The following is a 23,383-nucleotide window of genomic DNA, read 5'->3' as shown; positions in this document are numbered from 1 at the left end:
TCATGACGGCGGAAGAACTGAAATCAGGATACATATTTTTATTGGATAAGCCTTTGGATTGGACTTCCTTCCAGGCTGTCAATAAAATGAAATATAAACTTAAAAGGGAATTTGATCTTCCTAAAAAGTTTAAAATAGGGCACGCAGGAACCCTTGATCCAAGAGCTACAGGGCTTTTGATCGTTTGCTGCGGAAAATTTACCAAGAAAATTCCTGAAATTCAGGATGCTCCAAAAGAATATTGGACAGAGATCAAGATAGGAGTGCAAACAGAATCCTATGACACTGAAAAGCCGGAAATCCTGCAACAGGAAATCTCACATATTACAGAAGAACAGGTAAAAGAAGTTTTAGAAAAATTCGTTGGAGAAATAGAACAGAAACCACCCGTTTATTCTGCTATAAAAATTGATGGTGAAAGAGCTTATAATCTTGCCAGAGCAGGAGAAGAAGTGGAAATGAAGTCAAGGAAAACAACCATTCATTACCTGAAAGATATTAAAATAGAATTTCCTTTAATAAGCTTTACCGTTGGATGTTCAAAAGGAACGTACATCAGAAGTTTAGCTCATGATATCGGACAGGAATTGGGAGTGGGAGCGTATCTTACGCAATTGAGACGAACAAAAATTGGAGATTATAAAATTGAAGATGCTACAGATCAGTTTTTAAATAACGATTTTAGATTTCAGGAACCATGAAAAAACTTCTATCCCTTTTAGTTGTATTTACATTTCTAAATGCTTTCTCTCAGGATACTGAAAAAAAACAGAAAATGGATTTTTATTTCAATCCATCTTTGAATGCAGGTTTTAATATTAATAATAAGTCTCATAAAAATAATGATTCACAGTATATTGAAACCCGTTCAGCTTTAGGAAAGTTTACCTATGGAATTACAGCTATTGGAGGATATAATTTTCTTCCTAACTTTGCACTAGGAACTGGACTTAAATACAGTTTTGCTCAGGATAATTACCATTTGATTTATTGGGTTATTCAACCGAAATTTATTTTTTCTCCCGGAGACCGCCCCTTTTATATTGATGTGAACTATGGAAAGCAAATTAATAATTCTGCTGTTTCTGGTACCGAATTCTGGGGAGCGAGATTTGGAATGCAGGTTTCTTATTCAAAACGCCTGAGCCAGGAAGGAGGAATTGTTTTTGAATCACATAAGCTGAAAGAAGGGCATGATGGTTTTTTCATCGGATTAAGCTATGGAATCAGCATTTTCAGCAATAAAAATTATACCGTTTACGGAATAGACTAATGGAAAAGACACGTATCAATAAATATTTATCAGAAGTAGGCTACTGTTCAAGAAGAGCTGCCGATAAGCTGTTGGAAGAAGGGAGAATAAAGATTAATGGTAAAATTCCAGAGTTGGGAACTAAAGTTTCTGATGAAGATCTGGTGGAAGTAGACGGAAAACCTATCAGAGAGCCACAAGATAAACCTGTTTATATTGTTTTTAATAAACCGGTAGGAATTGTTTGTACTACAGACACAAAACGTGAGAAAAATAATATTGTAGATTATATCAATCACCCCAAAAGAATTTTCCCGATTGGACGACTGGATAAACCCAGTGAAGGACTGATTTTATTAACCAGTGATGGCGATATTGTAAATAAAATACTTCGTGCAAGAAATAACCACGAAAAAGAATATATTGTTCGGGTAGATAAGCCAATTACTCCAAGGTTTCTTGAAAAAATGAGAAACGGAGTTCCTATTCTGGATACGGTAACCAAGAAATGTGAGGTTGAAAAGATTGATGAAATGAACTTTAGAATCATTCTTACACAAGGTCTGAACAGACAGATCCGAAGAATGTGTGAATACCTTGGCTATGAAGTAAAAAAGCTGAAAAGAATACGCATTATGAATATCAAACTTGATCTCCCAATCGGAAAATGGAGAGATTTAACAGATGAGGAATTGAATGCATTAAACGATTTACTTACAGACTCAAGTAAAACAATTGATTAAGATTATTATTTGAATATAAATGACAAGCAGGAGGTTTCTCCTGCTTTTTTTATGCATTATTGTGAATCACATTCTTGTATAAAGTTGTAATTAGTATTATAAAATTCACATATTGGTGTAATATTTTAAGTTTTTTATTGAAATTGTATTATATTTATAATATAAACAACCAAACAATTGAAAACCATGAAATTAAAATTTAATCACATTCCCTCGCTTATCATGATTCTAATGATATTTTCAAATTGTCAACACGATAATCATCCAGAAATTCCCCACGATACCGCTTTTTATATTGATTACAGAAGTCTGACAGGACAATCAGATGGAATTGCTGTTATAGAGCTCGATCCCGAAGCTCCGGATTTTGGAAATATAAGCAGTAAACTGGAATTAGGCGTTGGGGTCCTGCCTCATCATCTCTATTATAATCAAAGTGCAAACAAGTTATATACAACTGCATTGGGCGGAAGCTATCTTTATGAAATCAAAACAGAGAAAGATAAAATCGGACAACCTAAATTAGTAAGTTCAAAACCTATCGATACAGGAGAAAATACAGTAGGAGAGAATTTATTTTTCACCAATGACGGGCGATTTTTTATGACTTTCATGGGAGGAGCAGGAGGGCTGAAAGATGGCAGCGTAGGTGTTTTTAATGCTAATAACAATCAGCTTATTAAAACGATCAAAGCACCTATTCAGGAAAATCCAAATAAATTTATAATGTATCCGCATGGCATTTCTGTTAATGAAGAAAAAGGACTGATGATGGTGACCTCAACTATCCACCCCGACCTTACAAGTGGCTTTGGAAACACCTGTACCTTATTGGATCTAAATACGTACGAGGTAAAAGAAACGTATCAGGTTGCAGACTCGCCAACAGATATGTCAAGCCCGGTAGAAGTGCTGTTACTTCGCGGTAAATTTCCACAATATGCCCTTGCGACTACCATGCTGGGTGGAGATATCTGGATTGCACCCTACAATACTACAACCAAAAAATATGATGCTTTTACCAAAATATTTGATGGAAGTACACAAGGATTAGGCTGGACTCTCGAAATGTATATTGATGATAATAACAGGCTTTACGTAAGCTTTGCAGATCCTGGAAAAGTGTTGATTTTTGATATTAGCAATCTGCCACAATTAAAACTTATAAAAACCCTTACTGCAGATAAAGGAGCACATCATATGGTTTTCTTTAAAACTAAAAAAGGAAAAGAAGTGGTAGCTGTACAAAATAATCTGTTGAATATTCCCAACTTAAATTCCGGTACCATCAGTGTCATAGAAATCGAATCCGGAAAAACGCTGGGTACAGTAGATTTACGGGGTAAATACGGCATACTTCCTGAATCAATTGAAGGAACCAATGGTCCCACCAGTTATATGCATCATTAAAGTACAACCTAACTTTGAATATGAAAACTCCCCAAATGGTATCATTATTTTGGGGAGTTTATAAAAATTTTTAATCTCAGGGCTGTTATTTTATGTATAACTTCATTCTTTCTTCATATTCTGGCTTTAATTTCAAAAACTTCCATATTTTCTTATCATCAGGATACGTCGTACGATAGAAAATAATTTTGTCGGCAGAATATTTAAAGTAAGGATGATCCTTTAACCATTCTTCAGGAGCGTCAGTTAAAGTATATCTTGGAACATTGGAATTGTCAAGAAGTGCTGTAGAAAGTAACTTCTGTACAAGCTCTTTGTCGATATTATAAGTGCTTAATATCTGTTCCTTATTCATAAAACCTCCCAGTTTTTTCCTGAAGCCAATCATAGAACCTGCACTTCTTTCATCCAGCCCAAATTCAATAAGCTGTTTAAATGTAATAACATTGAGATCCGTTTTTGAAAAATCTGTTTTTTCCTGCCTGATTTCCTCTTTTTTAAACGTTTCAGGACTGAGTTTTATATAAGGTTGCAGCTCTTTAAATTTTTCAGCAGAAATGACAAAGCACTTTTGTATATCTTCAAGATTTTTAAAACTGCCACGTAGATTTCTGTCACGGTAATTCACTATGATGTTAGCTTGCTTATCTGAAAAACCTAATGCCTTCCAACCGTCAATATTTAATATATTAGGATCAAAGGTGTGATATTTTATTATTGTCTTTGTTGAAGAACCGGAGGCAAAAGATTTGAAATTTTCCGGTGTTTTTGCAGGTAAAATTAAATAAGGTTCCAGTTTATTATAACTTTCCGGAGAAATAATAAAACATTCCTTGAATTTCTCTTTACTCACGAAACTTCCGCCTAAATAATTTTTATATTTTAAAATAGCTTCAGATTGCTTTTCACTGAAGCCCATTTTCATCCAATCACCTGTAGAAAGCTGGTCAGGATTAAATTTTCCCGATACAATTATTTCCTTCTTTGCAAAACTGCTAAAGTCCTTGTATTTGTCTCTATCACTGCTTGCAGGAAGCAAAATAAAGGATTCAAGTTCTCCAAATTTTTCTTCAGAAATAGCATAACATTTTTTCAATTGCTCTTTTGACGTGAAGGTTCCGCCAATAATATCTTTATACTTGAGAATAGTAGATACCTGCTTTTCAGAAAAACCCAGTTTCTTCCACTGTTCTTCATTTAAAATATTAGGATCAAAGTCTGATAGATTAGCTGAAACGGAAGTAGTAATAAACTTTATATCAGGAAAAGGCTCTCTGCTCTTACTGGTGTATTTTTGAAAGGCTAATAAAATAGTCAGTACAATAACCATTAATGCCAGTTTCTGGTAATAGTTTTTTCTCATCATGCAGTAAACATATTAATAAAAACAAAATGGGGCAATGATGAACGGTTAAATGGTTAAGTTTAAGATATATAATGTCTGTATCTCCTTTTAAATTAAAGAAATACAAGTTTTCTGTAGAAATATTTAAACTTGTCACATTCTTATTGGATATACATTTGCTTAGAAGGAATCAATTTCATTGATTCCATCCTTCATCCTTGAAAATATGAGATAAGAGGCTGAAAACTTTGCGTTAAATTAAATAACTACAATATTATCCCTAGATTTTGAGACTGGTCCATAATAATTTAATCAAAATCAGTTGCATGATATATTTATTCAATACAATCAAGTATTAAATAAAAGTAAGTTTATAAAGCGGATGAAGCTGGTGAATTATTCAGGACTATCTCCTAAAGACTCTTTCAGTTTTAATAGCTCAGCCTTTACAAATTCAAGACGATCAATAATGGTAATTGTTTCCGAAATTTTACTATTGGTAGTCAAAGCAACACGTGCACCATCCAAAGTATAGCCTTTTTCTTTTACCAGATGGTATATCATCTGCAAGTTTTTAATATCTTCCGGAGTGAAATATCGGTTTCCTTTTTTATTTTTTTTAGGCTTGATGATAGGGAATTCCTGTTCCCAATAACGTATTAATGAAGTGTTTACATCGAATGCTTTGGCTACTTCTCCTATCGAATAATACAGTTTATCAGGTAAATTTATTTTCATTTTACGGCACTAAAGTTCAAAGATAAAAATTTTTTAAAGTTTCATCCAAATATATTTTCTAAAGGATTTATTATGTTTTAAGTGATAATAATTAAATTTTTTATTCTTTATTCTGTGAAAAATAATTATGAAATGCTTTTTTTATGTAATTTAGTGAAATACAAAAAGCTATAATGATATGAAACGTTATTTCTACATTTTAACATTTCTGGTTCCTTTTTTAGGATATTCACAGTGGACCAGGACTGAAATTAAATATCAAAAAGTAAAAAAATCACAGGAAAATCTTGAATTCTCAGGGCTGTATTCATTGAATACAGATGAACTTAAGCAGGCATTGAAAAATGCACCTCAACGTTTTTCAAATGAAAAAGGCGCTATTGTTTCGCTGCCTACAGCCAAAGGAAAGATAGAACGATTTCAGGTTTGGGAGTTTTCCAATATGGCACCGGAATTACAGGCTAAATTTCCTGATATTAAATCCTATGTCGGAACGAGTTTAGAAGATCCGAGTGTTTATTTGAGATTCAGCATGTCTCCTGTAGGATTCTCTTCAATGATTACCCGTTCAGGAATATCAGAATTTATTGAACCTTATACTGAAGACAGAACTGTTTATGCCGTTTTTGATTCCAATGCAAAACGAGGACAGGATAAAGAACCATTTGAATGTTCTACTATTGATCACATAGAAAAAAGTGCTGCGGAAAAAAAAAGCAACGCCGCCACCGGTAGAAGAACAGCAGGATTTAATGTTTTCAGAATGGCACTTTCCTGTACCGGAGAATATGCAGAATATCATTTAACAGCTGCCGGAATTCCTTCAACAGCAACTGATATTCAGAAGAAAGCTGTTGTTCTTTCTGCAATGAATGCTACTTTAACAAGGTTAAATGGGGTTTTCGAAAAAGAATTATCACTTCATTTTAATCTAATCGCCAATAATGATGCTGTAATATTTTTAGATGCAGCTTCAGATCCTTACATAACAGCCGTAGGTCCGGATCAGGCTAATACAGGTATAATTTCTGTTATTCCTGCATCAAATTTCGATATGGGACATCTTCTTGATAAGAAAAATGGTAATGGAGCTGCTTATCTTGATGCTTTATGCGGAAGTAGACCCGGCAGAGGTTGGACCGCTCATAATTTTCCTGAAGGAGATAAGTTTGATATTGATTATGTAGCGCATGAAATGGGACACCAAATGGGGGCTAATCATACATTTTCTAATTATTTAGATGGTAATGGAACTTCAGAAGTAGAACCCGGAGGAGGAAGTACTATTATGGCTTATACAGGGATTATGGGTGGATCATATGATATTCAGTATAATTCTAATGACTATTACCATAGTTATAATTTAACGGAAATAAAGAACAGAATAAGTAATGTTAGTTGTGGGATAACAACACCTTTTGGGGTTGCTGCTCCTACCGTAAATGCAGGTTCAGATTATATTATTCCAAAATCTACTCCGTATATATTAAAAGGAACAACTGATGATACTAACAGCTCGTCATACACCTATGTTTGGGAGCAAATGGATAATGCACCTAATTCTCAAACAGGACTGAATTCACTTGCTTACCCAGCAAAGCCTTCAGGACCTAATTTCAGATCTGTTCCTCCAAAAAGTACTCCTGTAAGATATTTACCTGAATTCAATAAAGTATTGGCTGGAGCTTTATCTACCCGCTGGGAATCTGTTTCAAGTGTGGGAAGAAACCTGAATTTCAGATTAACGGTCAGAAATAACAATCCATTGGCTCCACAGACCAATAATGATAATATGCTGGTAACGGTAAATGCCGGAGCAGGACCTTTCCAGATAACAGCACCTTCATTCGGGCAATCCGCAAGCTCAGGAAGTGCATTTAATGTAACCTGGGATGTGGCTAATACCAATCAGGCACCTATTAATACAGCAAATGTTAATATCAAGTTATCTACAGATGGGGGACAGACATTTACAACACTTGCAGCTAATACACCTAATGATGGTTCAGAACAAGTGACAATTCCTGCGGGATCTACTTCTGCCAATGCATTTATTATGGTAGAAGCAGTTGGAAATATCTATTATACGGTAAGCCCAAGCTTTGTTATTGATTATTCTGTGACAGGTGAAAGCTGTACTACTTATACATATAATGCAGGTGCAGTTGCCATTCCTGATGGACCTGGAGGTAACGGAATTTCAGCTCCGAGAATAAATATTCCTTTAACAGTAAACAATGTCGGAACAATTACTAAGATTAAAGTAACACCAAATGTAACTCATTCAAACGTTGCTCAAGTTGCAATTGGAATTGAAAGCCCGGTAGGAACTTCTGCTTTGCTTTGGAATAGACAATGCTCTGGAGTATCCGGGATAACGGGAAGTTTCAGTGATACAGGAAATGCTGTAGGGTGTACATCACCTGTTCAGGGAGAAGTAAAATCTAATGAGCCTTTAAATGTATTCAAAGGACATGCTGCTCAGGGAGTATGGAATCTTTATGCTACAGATAACATGAAAGGAACAACCGGAAGCATAAACAATTGGTCGCTTGAGGTCTGTACACAGGAAACTCAGAATTTGGGTACTAAAGATGCCACTTCTCCATTAGCTGATGATATTAAAATCTATCCTAATCCAAGTGACGGAAACTTCTTTATCAAATCCCAAAATATAAAAGGAGATATAAAGGTGACCATGCTTGATGCCAGCGGAAGATTGATTTATTCTTCATCATATAAAAGTGAAGGAAATAATACGAAAGAATTTAATGTAAATGTACCTAAAGGAGTATATGTGATCAGCATTAACTCTCAAAAAGGAGTTTATAACACTAAATTGATTATCAAATAAAGTGATAAAGATTTTATAATGATCAAAGGGCTGGCATTTATGTCAGTCCTTTTTGTATCTATATTTGTTGTATGGCTTTATTTATAGTACTTTTATAGACTGTTATCAATTTTAAGTGATGAATTCTATTTCTGTCCTTCATATCGATCTTTTTCAGGCAGGTAAAAATCCCTCAGATTTTTATTTTAATACCATGAAAAATCATTTGGTAGTAGGGCATAGACATATAGAAAAGCCACATAGACATGATTTTTATGCCGCAGTACTTTTCACCCAAGGGAATGGAATTCATGAAATTGATTTTCAAAAGTATGATGTTTCGAAAGGCAGCCTTTTCTTTCTATCACCGGGGCAGATTCATAGCTGGGAATTATCAGAAGATATAGACGGATATATTTTTTTCTGTTCGCAGGAATATTATGAAATGCATTATGTGAATCAGAAACTTCGAAATTTTCCTTTTTTCGGCTCTGTATCATTTCCTAGAAAACTTCAGCTTGATAACGAGGAATTGCAGAAGAACATTCACTTATTTCAACAGCTGGGAAAAGAACATGAGAGAAAAGAGATTATGAAAGATGGTTTGATCCTGTCATTGATGTCTCAGGTTTTTATCAACTCTACCCGTTTATTCACAAAAGATTTTGATGTTCATACTTCTTCCGCTGGTCTTTCATATTTTAAGCACTATCAGGATTTCGAAAATTTTGTTGAACAGCATTTTACAGAACAAAAATCAATTGCCTATTATGCCGCATTATTAGGGATCTCATCGAAGCACCTCAATCGTATTGTACAAACAATAGTTCAAAAGACAGCTACAGAAGTAATTACTGAAAGAGTAGTGCTGGAAGCCAAAAGAATGCTGATGTACCTTAACGAAAGTCTGGTTGAAATTGCTTTCAGACTAGGATACGAAGAATATTCCTACTTTGTAAGAGTCTTCCGAAAAAGTTCCGGAATGACTCCTACGCAGTTTATGAGGAAATATAAGGCTTAAGGTTTAATGTTTATTTATTGATGAGTATTCTTATAACGCCAGTTTAAATGGTCCTTCAAAAGTTGTTTCAAAAGAATCTACCAGCTTACCATCTTCATCAAAAACTCCAATGGTCATATTTTGTTTTGAGAACTTGATTTTATCTTCCGGAAATGAGATATTAATATTTCCTTTCAGGATCTGATCACCTTTTAAAATAATTTTTTCTGTTCCGAAGTAGTTGATTTCTGCATTGTCAGGAGTGATAACTTTAATAGTCAAAACCTTTTTCTCATTAGATTTATTCAAAAGAGTATAGATAAAAGTATTGGTAATTTTACCCTCTTTAATAAAAAATGTAGAGCCGGCTGGTTTGATGAACTTAGCTTCCATAGAACCACGATCATACATTAAAAACCCAAGAAAACCGACTAATAAAGCTAAAATAACGGTTGTAGCCTTCATTCTTGAAGTAAACCTGAACTTCTCGCTATTCTCAATCTCAGATTCCGTAGCATAGCGAATCAGCCCTTTGGGAAGACCTACTTTATCCATGATCTCGTCACAGGCATCAATACATGCGGTACAGTTTACACACTCCAATTGCTGTCCGTTTCTGATATCAATCCCCGTAGGGCAGACTACCACGCATTGATTACAATCAATACAATCTCCTTTTCCAGCCGCTTTTCTGTCTTCATTATTTCTCCATTTTGAACGACCTTCGCCTCTTTTAAAATCATAATATACATTGATAGTCTGTTTATCTATTAAAACTCCCTGAAGTCTTCCGTATGGGCAAACCAAGGTACAAACCTGCTCCCGTAGCCAAGCAAAAACAAAATAGAAGGTCAGGGTAAAAAAGATCATGGTGATAAACTTTAAAGGATGTTCCGACGGACCTTCAAGCATAATCTGTAAAACCTGCTCATAGCCTACAATATACATGAACATGAAAGTAGATATAACCATTGAAATCAACAGAAAGACAAACCATTTTGTTACTCTTTTTCTGATTTTTTCAGTATCCCATTCCTGTCTGTCGAGTTTCATCTGCTTGTTTCTGTCCCCTTCGATCCAATATTCTATTTTACGGAAAACCATTTCCATAAATAAAGTTTGGGGACAAAGCCAGCCACAAAATATTCTTCCGAAAACTACAGTGAAGAGCATCACGAAAATAACAGAAGTAACCGCTCCTAATGCAAGAATAAAAAAATCCTGAAGGTAGAAAGGCTGTCCGAGGATAAAGAATTTTCTATCAATAACATTAAATAGAAAAAAAGGATTGTTATTGATCTTTACGAAAGGCAATCCGAAGAATAAAGCAAGTAAGGCATAGCTGGTGTAATTCCTGTAATTGGTATATTTTCCTTTGGGTTTTCTCGGGAATACCCATTTTCTTTTACCGGTTTCATCCATTGTTCCCACGGAGTTTCTAAACTCTTCATTTTCAATTTCTAAGGATTTGATGTTGTTAGACTCTGCGCTCATTGTCGTATGCTATAAAAGTATTTTGGTAATATTTTCCATCCTGATCAATGCTGTTTTTCCATCCTTTTTTAGCTGGAGAAATCTTATTGATTCTGTTACTGCAAAGCTCCGGATTATATCAATGAACTACTAATATGATCTACTTCAAAAATAGTACAATTAAGACATTTTGCTTTTTGAATAATAATAAGTTAAACGGATAAAATATTTTTAAAACCCATAAGCTTATCGTAAATTGCAGCTTTAAAAGTGAGGAATGAAGAATATCTGTAAAATAGGAATGATTGGTTTGGTTTTAGCATTAGTAAACTGCCAATCAGTAAATACAAGTAAAATGTTTTATGAAGGAGTAAAACCGGAAAGGGTTTCAGATAAATTTAGTTTTACCGAAGGTCCATCTGCAGATCATGAAGGAAATGTTTACTTTACGGATCAGCCTAATGACAAAATTTATTACTGGGACTGGAAAACCAATCAAGTGATAGAATTTTTGGATAAAACAGGAAGAGCCAATGGTACTCACTTTGATAAGGAAGGTTTTCTGATTACCTGTTCAGATGACAACGGAGAGATGTGGAAGATTTCAAAAGATAAAAAAGTTGAAATTTTATTTAGCGGTTTTGAAGGAAAAAGGCTTAATGGACCTAATGATGTTTGGAATGATACTTTTGGAGGAATGTATTTTACAGATCCATTATATGAAAGAGACTACTGGACGAATTTTAAACAGGAGATTCCCAATAAAAGCCTTTATTACAGAAATAAAGAAGGGAAGATTATTAAATTGGATACCTTCACACAACCCAACGGAATTGTAGGAAGTGAGACATTAAAAAAACTTTATGTTTCGGATATTGATGCCGGAAAAACTTATGTTTATGATATGTTAGGAGAAGGGAAATTATCTGAGAAAAAACTGTTTTGTGAAATGGGTTCAGATGGGATGACTTTGGATAAGCATGGAAATCTTTATTTAACGGGAGACGGAATACATGTTTTTGATCGAGATGGAAAAAAAATATATCATATTTCAATTCCTGAGAAATGGACATCTAATGTAACTTTTGGAGGAGAGAATAATGATGTACTTTTCATCACTGCTTCAAAATCAGTATATACTTTTACAACCAGAGTAAGAGGTATAAAATAATTTTTGCCACGAATTCACTCCTATTATTAGTGCATTCGTGGCAGTTAAAATATCTTTATCGGCTGTAGTGAATGTCTTAGAACAATCTTCAGCTTTTTTTTAATAAGCAACCTCCATTTTTACCTTTTTACCCTTCAGTTTTTCATTCTGAAGTTTCCTTAAGAGACTGTTTACCTTATTTCTGGCAACTGCAACATAAGAAGTGGTATCTTTTACTTCAATAATTCCTACATCTTCTTTCTGTAATTCTCCTTTTTTTAGTAAATATCCTACAATATCCACTTTATTGACTTTGTCCTTTTTTCCTGCACTGATGTAAATCGTTTGGAAAGGTGTTTTTTGTGGAACTTTAGTAAAGCCGGAAACATTTTCTTCCGGGACATCATTTTTGATGAAAGGAAAATTATCATCCTCATTCATAATCAGATAAACAAAACCTTTGGCATTCATTCTTGCGGTACGTCCGTTTCTGTGAATAAAAGCATCTTCTTTCGGAGGTAGCTGATAATGAATGATAGATTCCACTTCCGGAACATCTAATCCACGCGCAGCAAGATCAGTTGTAATAAGAATCCTTGCTGAATCATTCCTGAATTTCAGTAATGCACGCTCTCTTTCATCCTGTTCCATTCCGCCATGGAAGGTTTCTCTCTCGATTCCCATTTGGTGAAGAAGTTCAGAAATACGGTCAACAGCATCACGGTGATTGCAGAAGATCAATGTTCTTTTGTTTCCAATTTTACAAACAAGATTGAAAAGAGTATCCAGTTTTTCTTCCGGAATTGTCATTACCTTTCTCATTTGAATATCAGGTTTTACTTCATTTTCTTTAAGGAAACTGATGATTTTTTCATCCTTCAAGCCAGTGAATGGAGGGATTTCATCCATTGCTGTTGCAGAGGTTAAAATTCTTTGAGAAAGTCCTTTTAAAGAATTACAGATAAACTCCATATCATCATGGAACCCTAGTTCTAATGCTTTGTCAAACTCATCCAGAACCAGTGTTTTGATGGTTTTAGGATCAAAATTATTATTTCTTACGTGATAAGTAACTCTTCCCGGAGTTCCGATTAACACCGCCGGAGCTTCAATTAAATTATTGACTTCAATCTTTTTATCATGTCCACCATAGCAAACAGAAACCTTAAAATCTGTTCCCATAGATTTGAAAACCTGCTCAATCTGTAACGCCAATTCTCTTGCCGGAACTAATATCAATGCCTGAACACCCTGAACATTTTTCTTAAGATTTCTAAGCACCGGAAACAAAAAAGCCAGAGTTTTCCCAGATCCGGTAGGAGAGAGCAGAACAATATCCGTATTGTTCTCAGACGCTTTATAAGTAGATTTCTGCATCTGATTCATATCCTGAATCTGCAGCTTTTGATAAATTGATTGTAGTTCCATGGTGCAAAGGTAGTGAATTTTGTGTTTGAGGGTAGGGGAGTTTGGAATGAAGAATCTCAAAATTAGCAATGGCCTGCAAGACTATCTACACTTATTTTCTGTTCATTTTTATTGAACTGATTTTTCTCTTCATATAAAAAGAGGCTGAAGGTATTTATTTTCATAGTATTGCATTGAGGTATTGGAAAACAGAGAGGAATTGTTATATTTTTTATTACAAAATCATTGAGTTTACTGTGGGGCTAGTTAAGATTTTTTAAAATCTGTTGTCGTAGTTTTACTACAATTTTTAAAACTTAACTCTCAAAATGAATTTTCGATACAGTTATTTAATAAATTTACCAGATAACTCACATTTAATGGAAATCGATTATTTAGAATATAGAATACGTAACGGTGATACGCTGAAATCCGTTGCTTCACGGATAGGTATAACCAGTGAGGAACTTAAACTGTTTCATAATTCCATTTGTCAGAAAATGGACAGAGTCTGGTTTGAAAACCTTAATGAAGTCAAAATCCTGCTTGTTCCAACGAATTTCAAAACTGAAAAAGAAAAGGAACAGGAAAGAAAAAACAATCTTCCTTCTACTGTGCTATCAGATTCATTCTTTGCAAAGACTTATAATGTCTATGAAACTATTGAAGGATCACTTCAGCCAAATGTAAGGATTAATTATGCGATCGATTTGAATCTGCGCAAGAGTCAAACGATTCTTTCCTATGCACAGAAGGATTTTAGGTCTGGCGGAAATATCCCTGACGATAAAGTAAGTGATCTTTCCATTGCCTGTATGAAAAGTATTATGCCTATTGACTTTACGCTCGATCATCAAGGCAGGGTCTGCGGATTTTCAGATCATAAGAAATTAATTGCAGCCTTTGCCGGCCAACGTAAAGAACTTGAAGATTTTTATATCGGAGAGATCACTACAAATTATATGAATTCATTTGAGAATAGAATCTCAGACGAAAATTTTCTTTTGCGGCAATTTCAGAGTACTTTGCTCTTCCAGACCTTATTCCCTAAAATAGAATGGTTTCACAAAAAAACGGACTGGACAGAAGTATTTTATTTTTTCCAAAACTCCTTTCCCACACAATGCAATATGGAAATTGAGCAGGAGAATGAAAATGATCATCTTGTTATCACTACCATAAAAGGTAAAATAACAGATTGGTGCAGTTCACATGAAATCACCCGGGGAATAAGACTCGATGAACTGTCATCAGGAGATCTTATATTAAAATACACCACTCATAAGATAAATAAAAACCTGTTTCATGCCAAAGCTTCCTTGTTAATCAAGTATGGGGAAGAACTTATTCATCAACACAATATCACTATAACACAAGGATAATATGAAAAATTATGTCATACAAAAGGGTGATACCTTCAGTTCAATCGCCCGGCAATTTAAAATAAAAAATGAGGGCATTTTAAAAAACCTATCATAATCTCCATTGTCCATCAGAAGACGTTATGCAGGAGCCGGTTCCGGGAAAAAAGATCTTTATTCCCGAGGATCCAAGGCTGATGGCTGATGAAACTGAATCTCAAGATCTCACCCTTATTAATTCTTCTGAAGATGAAGGAACTCAGGATTCTGCTATTCAGGATACACAAGATTCTTCAGAACCGGAGCACAATGAAGAACAATCTCCCGGAACATCAGAGAAAAAAAAGAATGATGAAGAAAAAATGGGAAATAGCAGCTCAAGTTCTCACGAAGGAAAATATTTCATCATACAGAAAGGAACCGTGCAATGTAATCAAGGATTCAAATTTCCAAAATTTGAAGTAACAAGCCACCAGAAACATTACTGGAATGATGCTGAGGGAGAAGCAGATTACCTGGCCGTAACAGAAGATGACCTTACTTTTGACCCTCCGGCGATGCCTTTTGGAAATTGTAAGCTTAAGCCAACATCTGGTGGTTACCTGCCTTGTGCGTATGCTCCAGCCGGGAAATGGCAAAAACCTTATGAAAAAGTAAAAGTAATGGGAAAAAGCTGTCTTACGGAAATTTCTAAACTGATGTGCAGTACAGGAGGAAAAATCACCATCCTGAAACATGGACAACAGAGTGAAATTGGTAAATCTCATGTTGAGAATGCCAACTCTATGGAGCAGCACATTTATAATCCTGTTGTGAATTTTGATGAGTTTAAGGAAAAGATTCTGGGAAAAGATTTCTCTGATGATTATCAATAGTATTTATTAAATTTAAATATTAGCATTATGATTATCGGATCTCAAAATCCTATTGCAGGAAAAGACGAAATGTATACGTTGGCAGATTATAGTTTAGGGTTAGCGTATTTGGATACAAACCCTAAATATACATGGTCTATTAAAAGGTTATACAAAGGAAAATGGATAGACATCACTAAAAAACCACAGAAAACGGGTCTATCAGTACCCTTTAACTTTGGACCTCAGGTGGTAGGAGAAAAATTTTTGCTGGAAGTTTATAAAGAAACCAAGAATATTTTTACACAGAAAAATGAAACCCATAAAATGGGAGAATTACAGGTAATTCCTGCTTCAGGTAAAGTTCTTAAAATTACCAAAGTAGTTCTTTTTAATCGTGGAGCAAGGGATGTGAACAAAGCCAGCTACACCGATAAATTAATTGCCAGAGCGTATTGTGTGGGAATGTTCAACAAAACCATTAATTTTCATTTATGGGAAGATGATGCACCAGGGGGTGGACATAATGCTGAAATCAATAAAAACAACCGTATCAACAAGGCTTATCCTGCAAGGGTAAATGTGAATGGAATTGCAGAAGCGGAAATATCATTAAGTGCAGATCAAAACGTAATGAAACAGGTTGCCAATCGCTTTATGATGCGTGGTGACACCAATGAAGGAGCTTTTCATGAGTTTTACGTTACCGCAAGTTATGATCATAAAATATTAGGAGCCAGCCAAACCAATGTAAATGTAACTAACCCGGATTACAAAAAGCCACAACCTAAACCCAGCACACCACAAAGAACAAATATACCTCCGCCAAAGCAACCACAACAAGAAGAAAATTTACTAGCCAAGTCTATTAATTTTATTGTTGATAATGTAATCAATACTTTTACTCCTGAAAAAACAAAAACTGCTACTAATGTTGGGAAAACGAAAACACCTCAACAAAGTGGAATTTGCCCTCGTTGTACAAATGAATTTACATATGTAGAACTGAAAGAAATTTTTAAAAATGCAGAGAAAAAGGATTTAGAAGAATTATTAATTTCGTTGAATGATTACAGAGCAAAATTTAGCTTAAATACTTGTGCCAAAAAAGCTCATTTTTTTGCTCAATGTATTGAAGAGTCGGGTAGAGACTTGAAAGGTGCGTTAGTAGGTGAAGGTTTACAATACACTCCAGATCAACTTGTATTACAATTTGATAATTTTAGAAGTAAACATGTAAAGGGTTCTAAAATGGAAAATACCATTTATATGGGTTATAATGGAGAACGTTTAAGTTATGCAGATAGGAAAAAATCAAAACCTACACCAGAAGCATATAAGTATGGAAAAACAAACAATCAGAAAGCTAATGAGAAGATGATTGCAACTATAGCTTATGGAAATAGAAATGGAAATAAAACTCCTGAAGATGCATGGAATTTTAGAGGAAGAGGCTTGTTACAAATAACAGGTAGGGGAAACTATTCTTTAATTCAAGCTAAAATTGATGAAATTGCTCCTCAAAGTAAAGTTAATGTATTTGAAGAAGTTCCAGAGCACGGCTATACACCACATAAAGCAGCTATAACTGGTATGGCTGAATGGGTTCTTAAATCCTTAAATACAATTGCTTTAAATGCTACCAAAGACAACGATGATACTATAGTTAATCAAATAGTTGATAAGTTAAATGATGCTACTAATTCAAGAGCAAAGCGAATTGTACACTATCGTGGTGGAACAGCTAATGCTAAAAACTCCAAAGAATATACAGTTGAAAAAGATAAAAATGGTAATCCAAAATATAAACCTACAAAAGAAATTTTTAAAGTTGGTGAATGTGTTTTACTTACAGGTGAAAAAAAGGAGCAGCAGCCTAAAAATGAAAAGAGAACTCCATGGATGGAAGTAGCAATAATAGAAGCAAAATCATATGGTGGAAAAAAAGAATGGCTTATTGATGAGAGAATAAAAAAATATCACGAAGAGGGAGGTAGTTTAAAAGCCGGAAGTGACACAGCATGGTGTGCTTCTTTTGTATGCTGGTGTATTGAACAAAAGGACTATAAAACACCTCATTCTGCTGGCTCAAGAATGTTTTTAACAAGTTCCAATGCTGAAAAATGTGATGTGTTTTATGGTGCTGTTGCAATTTTTTCAGATTGTGATGCAAGTGGAACAAAAATACAAACGACAGGACATGCAACTTTCATATTGGGTAAATTAAGTGATGGGAGATATGCTTGTTTGGGTGGAAATCAAGGTGATATGTTAAAAGTTTCACCATATGATTGTAGTGGAAATGTATTTGTTTCATGGACTACAAAAAAAGGAATAAATCATTATAAAATTTTCCGAGGGTTTTATAAACCAAAAGGATATACAATACGTAATGAAGATAAATTAAAATCAACTGATAATTATTCAAATGCTGATCAAGCTAGCAATGCTATTTTAAAACTTAATATTAAATCAAGTTCAGATGGAGAAAGTTCAAGATAAAATTCAAATTATGAAAATATTATTCTTTTTATTATTAATTAGTCCATTTATTATGGCTTGTAAGAAAGAAAACATTAAAGAACACTATAAAACTACTGAAATGAAAAATGATAGTATAAAGCAGATATTAGAAAAACAAATTAAATCGGGAGCTGCTGAAGAATATGGCAGTTATGATGATTATGGTAAAGGTGACTTAGATGCTTTGGTTGAGATTGAAAATAATATTTTAATTCAAAAAGGTTATAGGCCACTTAATGATGAAGAATTTGTGAAACGAGTAGAAATGATTTTTAAGAGAAAAATTGATATTTCATCATCAACCGAATACCTTAGGCTTGACGTAAATAATAAATGTAATAAAGAATTACAATATAATCCATATACCGCAGATAATCAAGATTTATATATATCTAAAAAAAATAAATTTATTACCAATTTTTTTCCTATTCCAAAAGTAGTTGATTATTTGAAACTTTTTCCTGAACTTCAAAATTTAGAAAAGGAGCCAATAGAAGTAAAATCTGATGAAGAGAGTTTAAAAATAACAAGATGGAAGGATGTTCCAAATCTTTCACAAATACGTTATCAAAATGAGTTGGTACTTACTTCTAGAAACAAATACTTATTTAATGATGATAAAGCAAGTTTTGCTTGGCTAAAATCTAATGATGAATATTTTTTAGAATCATTAGTTAAGATATTTGGATATACAAAGGATAAAGATTTACTAGGATGGGTAATGAAAAGAAGTGAATCTAAAGCAAATGATTTTGTTAACCAGTTTCTTTTTGTGAGAAATTGCAAAGGTGAATTAGAAATACGAGAAGGCATCTTAAAATATATAGAAGACAATACAACAGAAAATGAAAAAACTCAAAATTACGTAAATGCCATTGCATCATATGATGTAAATGATAAAAATAATAATTGGAACGAAAAAGAAATCATTAAAATAAGAGCTTATATAGCCAATACTTATGATTTTTTATTTATAAAATATCAAAATATAGGTAATACTAATATTGGACGATTTAGCTATTTAGGGCTTATTTTTTATAATTCAAATAAAGAAAATAGTAAGGATTGGCAACAAATTGAAGAAAATTTTAAGCAGAATAATTATTATAATTTGCCACACTTAAAAAATGCTTCCAGCTTTGCATTAGAGTTTGAGTCAGGTGCTTCTTACTAATGTTTAATATAATAAAAGACTTCTTCCCAATATTGTTTGTATTTCAAATATTCTCTTGTCAAAAGAAAAGTTCTTAATGAAATTATTAAAATAATAGAATAGTTTTAATTGATACATTTTTTGACACAAATGGAATTATTGCCTTGTAATTATTCGAAAAATCAGTTAATTAAAATTGATTTATTTCAATACGTTCAGTCTATACCTTGTAACGCTGAACGAAGTCGAAGACTTTTAGTATAATACAAAGGAACTTCTCTATAGTAATCGTGAATCTTATTGATAACCATGTCTTTAAAACATTGGAAGGGAAATACAAAACTATTGCTTATCTCAAATAAAAATCATATCTTTGCACCCACTTTTTGTGCTAAAGGTCTAAGAAAGTAAAATATTAAATATTAATAACTTCCGTATTTTTCAATCACATTTGTTAAGACCGTTGAAAGAGAAGGAATACAAATTTATTTAGAATTATGTCAAAAGAGACAAATTCAGCAGAATTATTATTAAACCAAAACGTAGCACCTGAACAATTTGACTGGGATTCTTTCGAATCTGGTCTTGATGCTGATGCTAGAAAAGAGAAAAGTGATTTAGAAGAGATCTACAACGGATCATTAAACAACCTAGACGATAATGACGTTTTAGTTGGTAAAGTTGTAAGATTAACTGATAAAGAAGCTATCGTAGACATCAACTTCAAATCTGAAGGTGTTATTTCTCTTAACGAATTCCGTTACAACCAAGGTCTTAAAGTAGGTGATGAGGTAGAAGTAATGGTTGACAAGAGAGAAGACAAAACTGGTCAGTTACAATTATCTCACAGAAAAGCTAGAACGCTTAAAGCTTGGGATAAAGTAAACGAACTTCACGAAACTGGAGAAATCGTTAACGGTTTTGTTAAGTCTAGAACTAAAGGTGGTATGATCGTTGACGTTCACGGAATCGAAGCATTCTTACCTGGTTCTCAAATTGACGTTAAGCCAATTAAAGATTACGATCAGTTTGTAGGAAAAACTATGGAGTTCAAAGTTGTGAAAATCAACCCTGAGTTCAAAAACGTAGTAGTTTCTCACAAAGCATTGATCGAAGCAGATATCGAAGGTCAGAAAAAAGAAATCATCGCTCAACTTGAGAAAGGTCAAGTTCTTGAAGGAACTGTTAAGAACATCACTTCTTACGGTGTATTCATTGACTTAGGTGGTGTAGATGGATTGATCCACATTACAGACCTTTCTTGGTCTAGAGTGAACCACCCATCTGAAATCCTTGAGGACGGACAAACTGTAAAAGTTGTAATCCTTGATTTCGATGACGAGAAAACAAGAATCCAATTAGGTATGAAGCAATTAGAAGCTCATCCTTGGGATGCTCTTTCTGCTGACTTGAAAGTAGGTGACAAAGTAAAAGGAAAAGTAGTAGTTCTTGCTGACTATGGTGCATTCGTAGAAATCGCTCCAGGTGTTGAAGGATTAATCCACGTTTCTGAAATGTCTTGGTCTACTCACTTAAGATCTGCTGGAGATTTCGTAAAAGTAGGTGATGAAGTGGAAGCTGAAGTATTAACTTTAGACAGAGAAGAAAGAAAAATTTCTCTTGGTATCAAGCAATTATCTAAAGATCCATGGGAAAACATCGAAGCTAAGTATCCAGTAGGATCTCAGCATGTAGGAACTGTAAGAAACTTCACTAACTTTGGTGTATTCGTAGAGTTAGAAGAAGGTATCGACGGATTAATCTACATCTCTGATCTTTCTTGGACTAAGAAAATCAAGCACCCATCTGAGTTCTGCGCAGTAGGTGATAAATTAGATGTTGTAGTTCTTGAATTAGATATCCAAGCTAGAAGATTATCTCTAGGTCACAAGCAATTGACTGAAAACCCATGGGATAAATTCGAAACTAAATATGCTGAAGGAACTATCCACGCTGGTAAAGCGGTAGAAGTTCACGATAAGGGAGCTTCTGTACAATTCGAAGATGCTGAGGTTGAAGCTTTCTGCCCTTCAAGATTATTAGAGAAAGAAGATGGATCTAAAATCAAAAAAGGTGAAGATGCTCAATTCAAAGTAATTGAATTCAACAAAGAATTCAAGAGAGTTGTAGTTTCTCACACAGGGATCTTCAGAGACGAAGAAAAGAAAAACGTTAAAGAATCTTCTTCTAGAAACGTATCTTCTTCTTCAAACAACGAAGAAAGATCTACTCTTGGAGACATCGATGCATTAGCAGAGTTGAAAAGAAAAATGGAAGAAGGTAAATAATCTTTGAATCCATTTATAAATAAGGAGCCGCTCATTTGAGCGGCTTTTTTTGTTTTTTAAACCCAAATCTTTTCTGTTGCTAAAATATTGTCATATTGGTGTCTGTATTGATAATATCAAAAAATAATTTAATTTTTATTAAATTATTTCACTTCATAAGGAAATTATGTTATTTTTGATTAGCTAAAACAAAATTTTAACTATGAAAAAAACATTTTTATTTTTCTTCATGGCACTCATGATGTCGTGGAGCAGTCTTAAAGCACAGTCAGATTACATTATTATGCTGGATAATGGGAATTCTACTACCGACGCTGAATACGATAATATGAAACGGGGAGCCATTAAACTGATGGAGCAGCTTTTGGCTTGTAATACAAGAAACAGGGTTGCTGTAGTGCAATACGGAACCGGAAAATATGGTGATACTAGTGGATCCGGAAAAGCCCTGATCTATATTGAATCTGACTTTACCAATGATTATTTTACCGCTCAGAATTTTAAGAGACGACTAGACTTTGGAGATCTTTTTCATGAATCACTTGGATTAATTGCAGGTGCTTTAAGTGGAGGAGGAAGTCCTGATATTATAAGTCCGCAAACAGCATTGAATAATGTGCAGTCGCTGAAATTTGTAGTATTTACAGATGCAGAAAGAAATGCTGGAGGTCTAAACGGATCTTATCTGGTGAATTATAATAATACCAACTATAGTGATCCTGCCGCATTTGAGTATGCAGTGAAATTTAAAATGATGGGAGCACAGTTTACAATGATCCATGCTAATACAAATGCTGCAGCAGTAGGTGCGGCGGCATCTATTGCAAGTGCAGGCGGTTCTTATACCGGAGCATTGGAGCCTAATGTTGCGGATCCTGATTTTGGCACACTGCCAAGGTTATATTATAACAGACCGAATGGGTTTGCTGTAGGGCAGCCGGAAATGGATTACTGGATAAATCTTGCAGCGAACATATGCAATACCAACGGGATGGGAACGATAGATGTCAGATATGAACCGGGCGCATGTATACAGGGTCCGGCAGGAATTGGAGGATATTATAACCTTCCAGCTGGTGCCACTTTGGTAAACCTTAGAGTAGAGCTGATAGGATTACAGGATGGTACTGTATTTCCTGTAAATTTCACTCCTAATTTTGGACCTGGAAACTTTTATAATTATTATTTCCAGCCTTCAGATTTTGATAATGCTGTGAACGGAGGAGCAACAGGTGAGCAAAAATTCAGAGTGTCTATGGTATATCTTTATAATGGTAGCTATAGAATTGCTTATGCGTGGAACAATTATCCGTTCTTTGATTATGATATTCTGATGAAGTGCCCAGTTTTAAGAGCTGCAAAACCTCAGACAGAAAAGAAAATTTTCAAACTGACACCTAATCCTACCAACGGACTGTTTAAAGTGATTATGGATAAAGAAGTTAAATCCGGAACGCTGGAAATCAGAGATCTGAGCGGTTATACAATATATAGTAAATTGCTGCGCGGTGAAAAAGAAGTAGAATTAGATTTAAGTACAAGAAAAGAAGGTATTTATATAGTGAATGTGACAACAGATAAAAATGAAGTATATTCTGAGAAGATTATTAAAAAATAGTAAAACGAAAAACTGTCCATTTGGGCAGTTTTTTTTATCAATGTTATTTTGTAGAAAATTGATAATAGGAATTATGATAATTCTTACTAAACACAGTATTGTAGGGAAAAATAAAATTTTATTTGTATTTTTTAAATAATATTTAAAATGATTTTATTGTTATTTTTTTTATTCTTGTTTTGTTATTTTTTGATTTAATCATTTAAAAACAGGTTTTGTATGTGAATTATTTGTA

17 protein-coding genes are annotated in these 23,383 nt (G+C 34.0%); 13 read left to right on the top strand and 4 right to left on the bottom strand.

What is annotated here, in order from left to right; all coding sequences use genetic code 11:
• Nucleotides 1–2: 2 nt before the first annotated feature.
• The 4 genes from truB to AC5YGG_RS03720 all read left to right on the top strand — a co-directional run bounded on the left by truB (nucleotide 3) and on the right by AC5YGG_RS03720 (nucleotide 3,405).
• Complete coding sequence (gene truB / locus AC5YGG_RS03735; protein WP_496143098.1) at nucleotides 3–701, top strand: tRNA pseudouridine(55) synthase TruB; 699 nt, start codon at nucleotides 3–5, stop codon at nucleotides 699–701.
• Nucleotides 698–1,273 carry a hypothetical protein gene (locus AC5YGG_RS03730; protein WP_496143097.1) on the top strand — a complete coding sequence of 192 codons (576 nt, stop codon included), beginning with the start codon at nucleotides 698–700 and terminating at the stop codon, nucleotides 1,271–1,273. The genes truB and AC5YGG_RS03730 overlap by 4 nt, the downstream gene beginning before the upstream one ends.
• Entirely contained in the window at nucleotides 1,273–1,995 is a 723-nt protein-coding gene (rluF, locus tag AC5YGG_RS03725; protein ID WP_496143096.1) for a 23S rRNA pseudouridine(2604) synthase RluF, read from the top strand. Before AC5YGG_RS03730 ends, rluF begins: the two co-directional genes overlap by 1 nt.
• A 186-nt stretch (nucleotides 1,996–2,181) precedes the next feature.
• Nucleotides 2,182–3,405, top strand: coding sequence for a YncE family protein (locus AC5YGG_RS03720; RefSeq protein ID WP_496143095.1), 1,224 nt, complete (start codon nucleotides 2,182–2,184; stop codon nucleotides 3,403–3,405).
• 85 nt (nucleotides 3,406–3,490) lie between these two features.
• Here AC5YGG_RS03720 and AC5YGG_RS03715 read toward each other — a convergent pair whose 3' ends face one another.
• Nucleotides 3,491–4,771, bottom strand: a complete 1,281-nt coding sequence (locus AC5YGG_RS03715) for a helix-hairpin-helix domain-containing protein (RefSeq protein ID WP_496143094.1) — start codon at nucleotides 4,769–4,771, stop codon at nucleotides 3,491–3,493.
• Nucleotides 4,772–5,146: 375 nt separating this feature from the next.
• Nucleotides 5,147–5,488, bottom strand: a complete 342-nt coding sequence (locus AC5YGG_RS03710; protein WP_065393769.1) for a MerR family transcriptional regulator — start codon at nucleotides 5,486–5,488, stop codon at nucleotides 5,147–5,149.
• 178 nt (nucleotides 5,489–5,666) lie between these two features.
• On the opposite strand from AC5YGG_RS03710, the gene AC5YGG_RS03705 reads away from it, so the two are divergent.
• Entirely contained in the window at nucleotides 5,667–8,342 is a 2,676-nt protein-coding gene (locus AC5YGG_RS03705; protein WP_496143093.1) for a zinc-dependent metalloprotease, read from the top strand.
• A 118-nt stretch (nucleotides 8,343–8,460) separates the two neighbouring features.
• A complete protein-coding gene (locus AC5YGG_RS03700; protein WP_496143092.1) occupies nucleotides 8,461–9,342 on the top strand; it encodes an AraC family transcriptional regulator in 882 nt (293 codons plus the stop codon).
• A 30-nt stretch (nucleotides 9,343–9,372) separates the two neighbouring features.
• Here AC5YGG_RS03700 and ccoG read toward each other — a convergent pair whose 3' ends face one another.
• A complete protein-coding gene (gene ccoG / locus AC5YGG_RS03695) occupies nucleotides 9,373–10,815 on the bottom strand; it encodes a cytochrome c oxidase accessory protein CcoG (RefSeq protein WP_496143091.1) in 1,443 nt (480 codons plus the stop codon).
• A gap of 256 nt (nucleotides 10,816–11,071) precedes the next feature.
• Between ccoG and AC5YGG_RS03690 the strand changes: the two genes are divergently transcribed.
• Nucleotides 11,072–11,965, top strand: a complete 894-nt coding sequence (locus AC5YGG_RS03690) for an SMP-30/gluconolactonase/LRE family protein (protein WP_496143090.1) — start codon at nucleotides 11,072–11,074, stop codon at nucleotides 11,963–11,965.
• Between the two features lie 99 nt (nucleotides 11,966–12,064).
• Here AC5YGG_RS03690 and AC5YGG_RS03685 read toward each other — a convergent pair whose 3' ends face one another.
• The gene (locus AC5YGG_RS03685; protein ID WP_496143089.1) at nucleotides 12,065–13,372 is read right to left on the bottom strand and encodes a DEAD/DEAH box helicase; all 1,308 of its coding nucleotides are present in this window, start codon (nucleotides 13,370–13,372) and stop codon (nucleotides 12,065–12,067) included.
• 359 nt (nucleotides 13,373–13,731) lie between these two features.
• On the opposite strand from AC5YGG_RS03685, the gene AC5YGG_RS03680 reads away from it, so the two are divergent.
• From AC5YGG_RS03680 to AC5YGG_RS03655, 6 genes are all read left to right on the top strand, one after another.
• Nucleotides 13,732–14,733, top strand: coding sequence for a hypothetical protein (locus AC5YGG_RS03680; protein ID WP_496143088.1), 1,002 nt, complete (start codon nucleotides 13,732–13,734; stop codon nucleotides 14,731–14,733).
• A 122-nt stretch (nucleotides 14,734–14,855) separates the two neighbouring features.
• A complete protein-coding gene (locus tag AC5YGG_RS03675) occupies nucleotides 14,856–15,587 on the top strand; it encodes a DUF4280 domain-containing protein (RefSeq protein WP_496143087.1) in 732 nt (243 codons plus the stop codon).
• A 27-nt stretch (nucleotides 15,588–15,614) separates the two neighbouring features.
• Nucleotides 15,615–18,068, top strand: coding sequence for a hypothetical protein (locus AC5YGG_RS03670; RefSeq protein WP_496143086.1), 2,454 nt, complete (start codon nucleotides 15,615–15,617; stop codon nucleotides 18,066–18,068).
• Complete coding sequence (locus tag AC5YGG_RS03665; RefSeq protein ID WP_496143084.1) at nucleotides 18,049–19,263, top strand: hypothetical protein; 1,215 nt, start codon at nucleotides 18,049–18,051, stop codon at nucleotides 19,261–19,263. Before AC5YGG_RS03670 ends, AC5YGG_RS03665 begins: the two co-directional genes overlap by 20 nt.
• Before the next feature lie 476 nt (nucleotides 19,264–19,739).
• On the top strand, nucleotides 19,740–21,530 hold the full coding sequence (gene rpsA / locus AC5YGG_RS03660) for a 30S ribosomal protein S1 (RefSeq protein ID WP_068942351.1): 1,791 nt from the start codon (nucleotides 19,740–19,742) through the stop codon (nucleotides 21,528–21,530).
• Between the two features lie 202 nt (nucleotides 21,531–21,732).
• Entirely contained in the window at nucleotides 21,733–23,148 is a 1,416-nt protein-coding gene (locus tag AC5YGG_RS03655) for a T9SS type A sorting domain-containing protein (protein WP_496143083.1), read from the top strand.
• Nucleotides 23,149–23,383 lie beyond the last annotated feature (235 nt).

Source organism: Chryseobacterium sp. CS2K3, from assembly GCF_059515185.1.
This window is presented reverse-complemented; position numbering and strand designations above follow the sequence as displayed.

Coding starts and splice junctions, on each gene's coding strand:
- rpsA (WP_068942351.1), top strand. CDS start 19,740: ATGTCAAAAGAGACAAATTCAGCAGAATTATTATTAAACCAAAACGTA.
- AC5YGG_RS03710 (WP_065393769.1), bottom strand. CDS start 5,488: ATGAAAATAAATTTACCTGATAAACTGTATTATTCGATAGGAGAAGTA.
- AC5YGG_RS03715 (WP_496143094.1), bottom strand. CDS start 4,771: ATGATGAGAAAAAACTATTACCAGAAACTGGCATTAATGGTTATTGTA.
- AC5YGG_RS03665 (WP_496143084.1), top strand. CDS start 18,049: ATGGAGAAAGTTCAAGATAAAATTCAAATTATGAAAATATTATTCTTT.
- AC5YGG_RS03700 (WP_496143092.1), top strand. CDS start 8,461: ATGAATTCTATTTCTGTCCTTCATATCGATCTTTTTCAGGCAGGTAAA.
- AC5YGG_RS03705 (WP_496143093.1), top strand. CDS start 5,667: ATGAAACGTTATTTCTACATTTTAACATTTCTGGTTCCTTTTTTAGGA.
- AC5YGG_RS03670 (WP_496143086.1), top strand. CDS start 15,615: ATGATTATCGGATCTCAAAATCCTATTGCAGGAAAAGACGAAATGTAT.
- ccoG (WP_496143091.1), bottom strand. CDS start 10,815: ATGAGCGCAGAGTCTAACAACATCAAATCCTTAGAAATTGAAAATGAA.
- AC5YGG_RS03655 (WP_496143083.1), top strand. CDS start 21,733: ATGAAAAAAACATTTTTATTTTTCTTCATGGCACTCATGATGTCGTGG.
- AC5YGG_RS03690 (WP_496143090.1), top strand. CDS start 11,072: ATGAAGAATATCTGTAAAATAGGAATGATTGGTTTGGTTTTAGCATTA.
- AC5YGG_RS03685 (WP_496143089.1), bottom strand. CDS start 13,372: ATGGAACTACAATCAATTTATCAAAAGCTGCAGATTCAGGATATGAAT.
- AC5YGG_RS03730 (WP_496143097.1), top strand. CDS start 698: ATGAAAAAACTTCTATCCCTTTTAGTTGTATTTACATTTCTAAATGCT.
- AC5YGG_RS03680 (WP_496143088.1), top strand. CDS start 13,732: ATGGAAATCGATTATTTAGAATATAGAATACGTAACGGTGATACGCTG.
- rluF (WP_496143096.1), top strand. CDS start 1,273: ATGGAAAAGACACGTATCAATAAATATTTATCAGAAGTAGGCTACTGT.
- truB (WP_496143098.1), top strand. CDS start 3: ATGACGGCGGAAGAACTGAAATCAGGATACATATTTTTATTGGATAAG.
- AC5YGG_RS03720 (WP_496143095.1), top strand. CDS start 2,182: ATGAAATTAAAATTTAATCACATTCCCTCGCTTATCATGATTCTAATG.
- AC5YGG_RS03675 (WP_496143087.1), top strand. CDS start 14,856: ATGCAGGAGCCGGTTCCGGGAAAAAAGATCTTTATTCCCGAGGATCCA.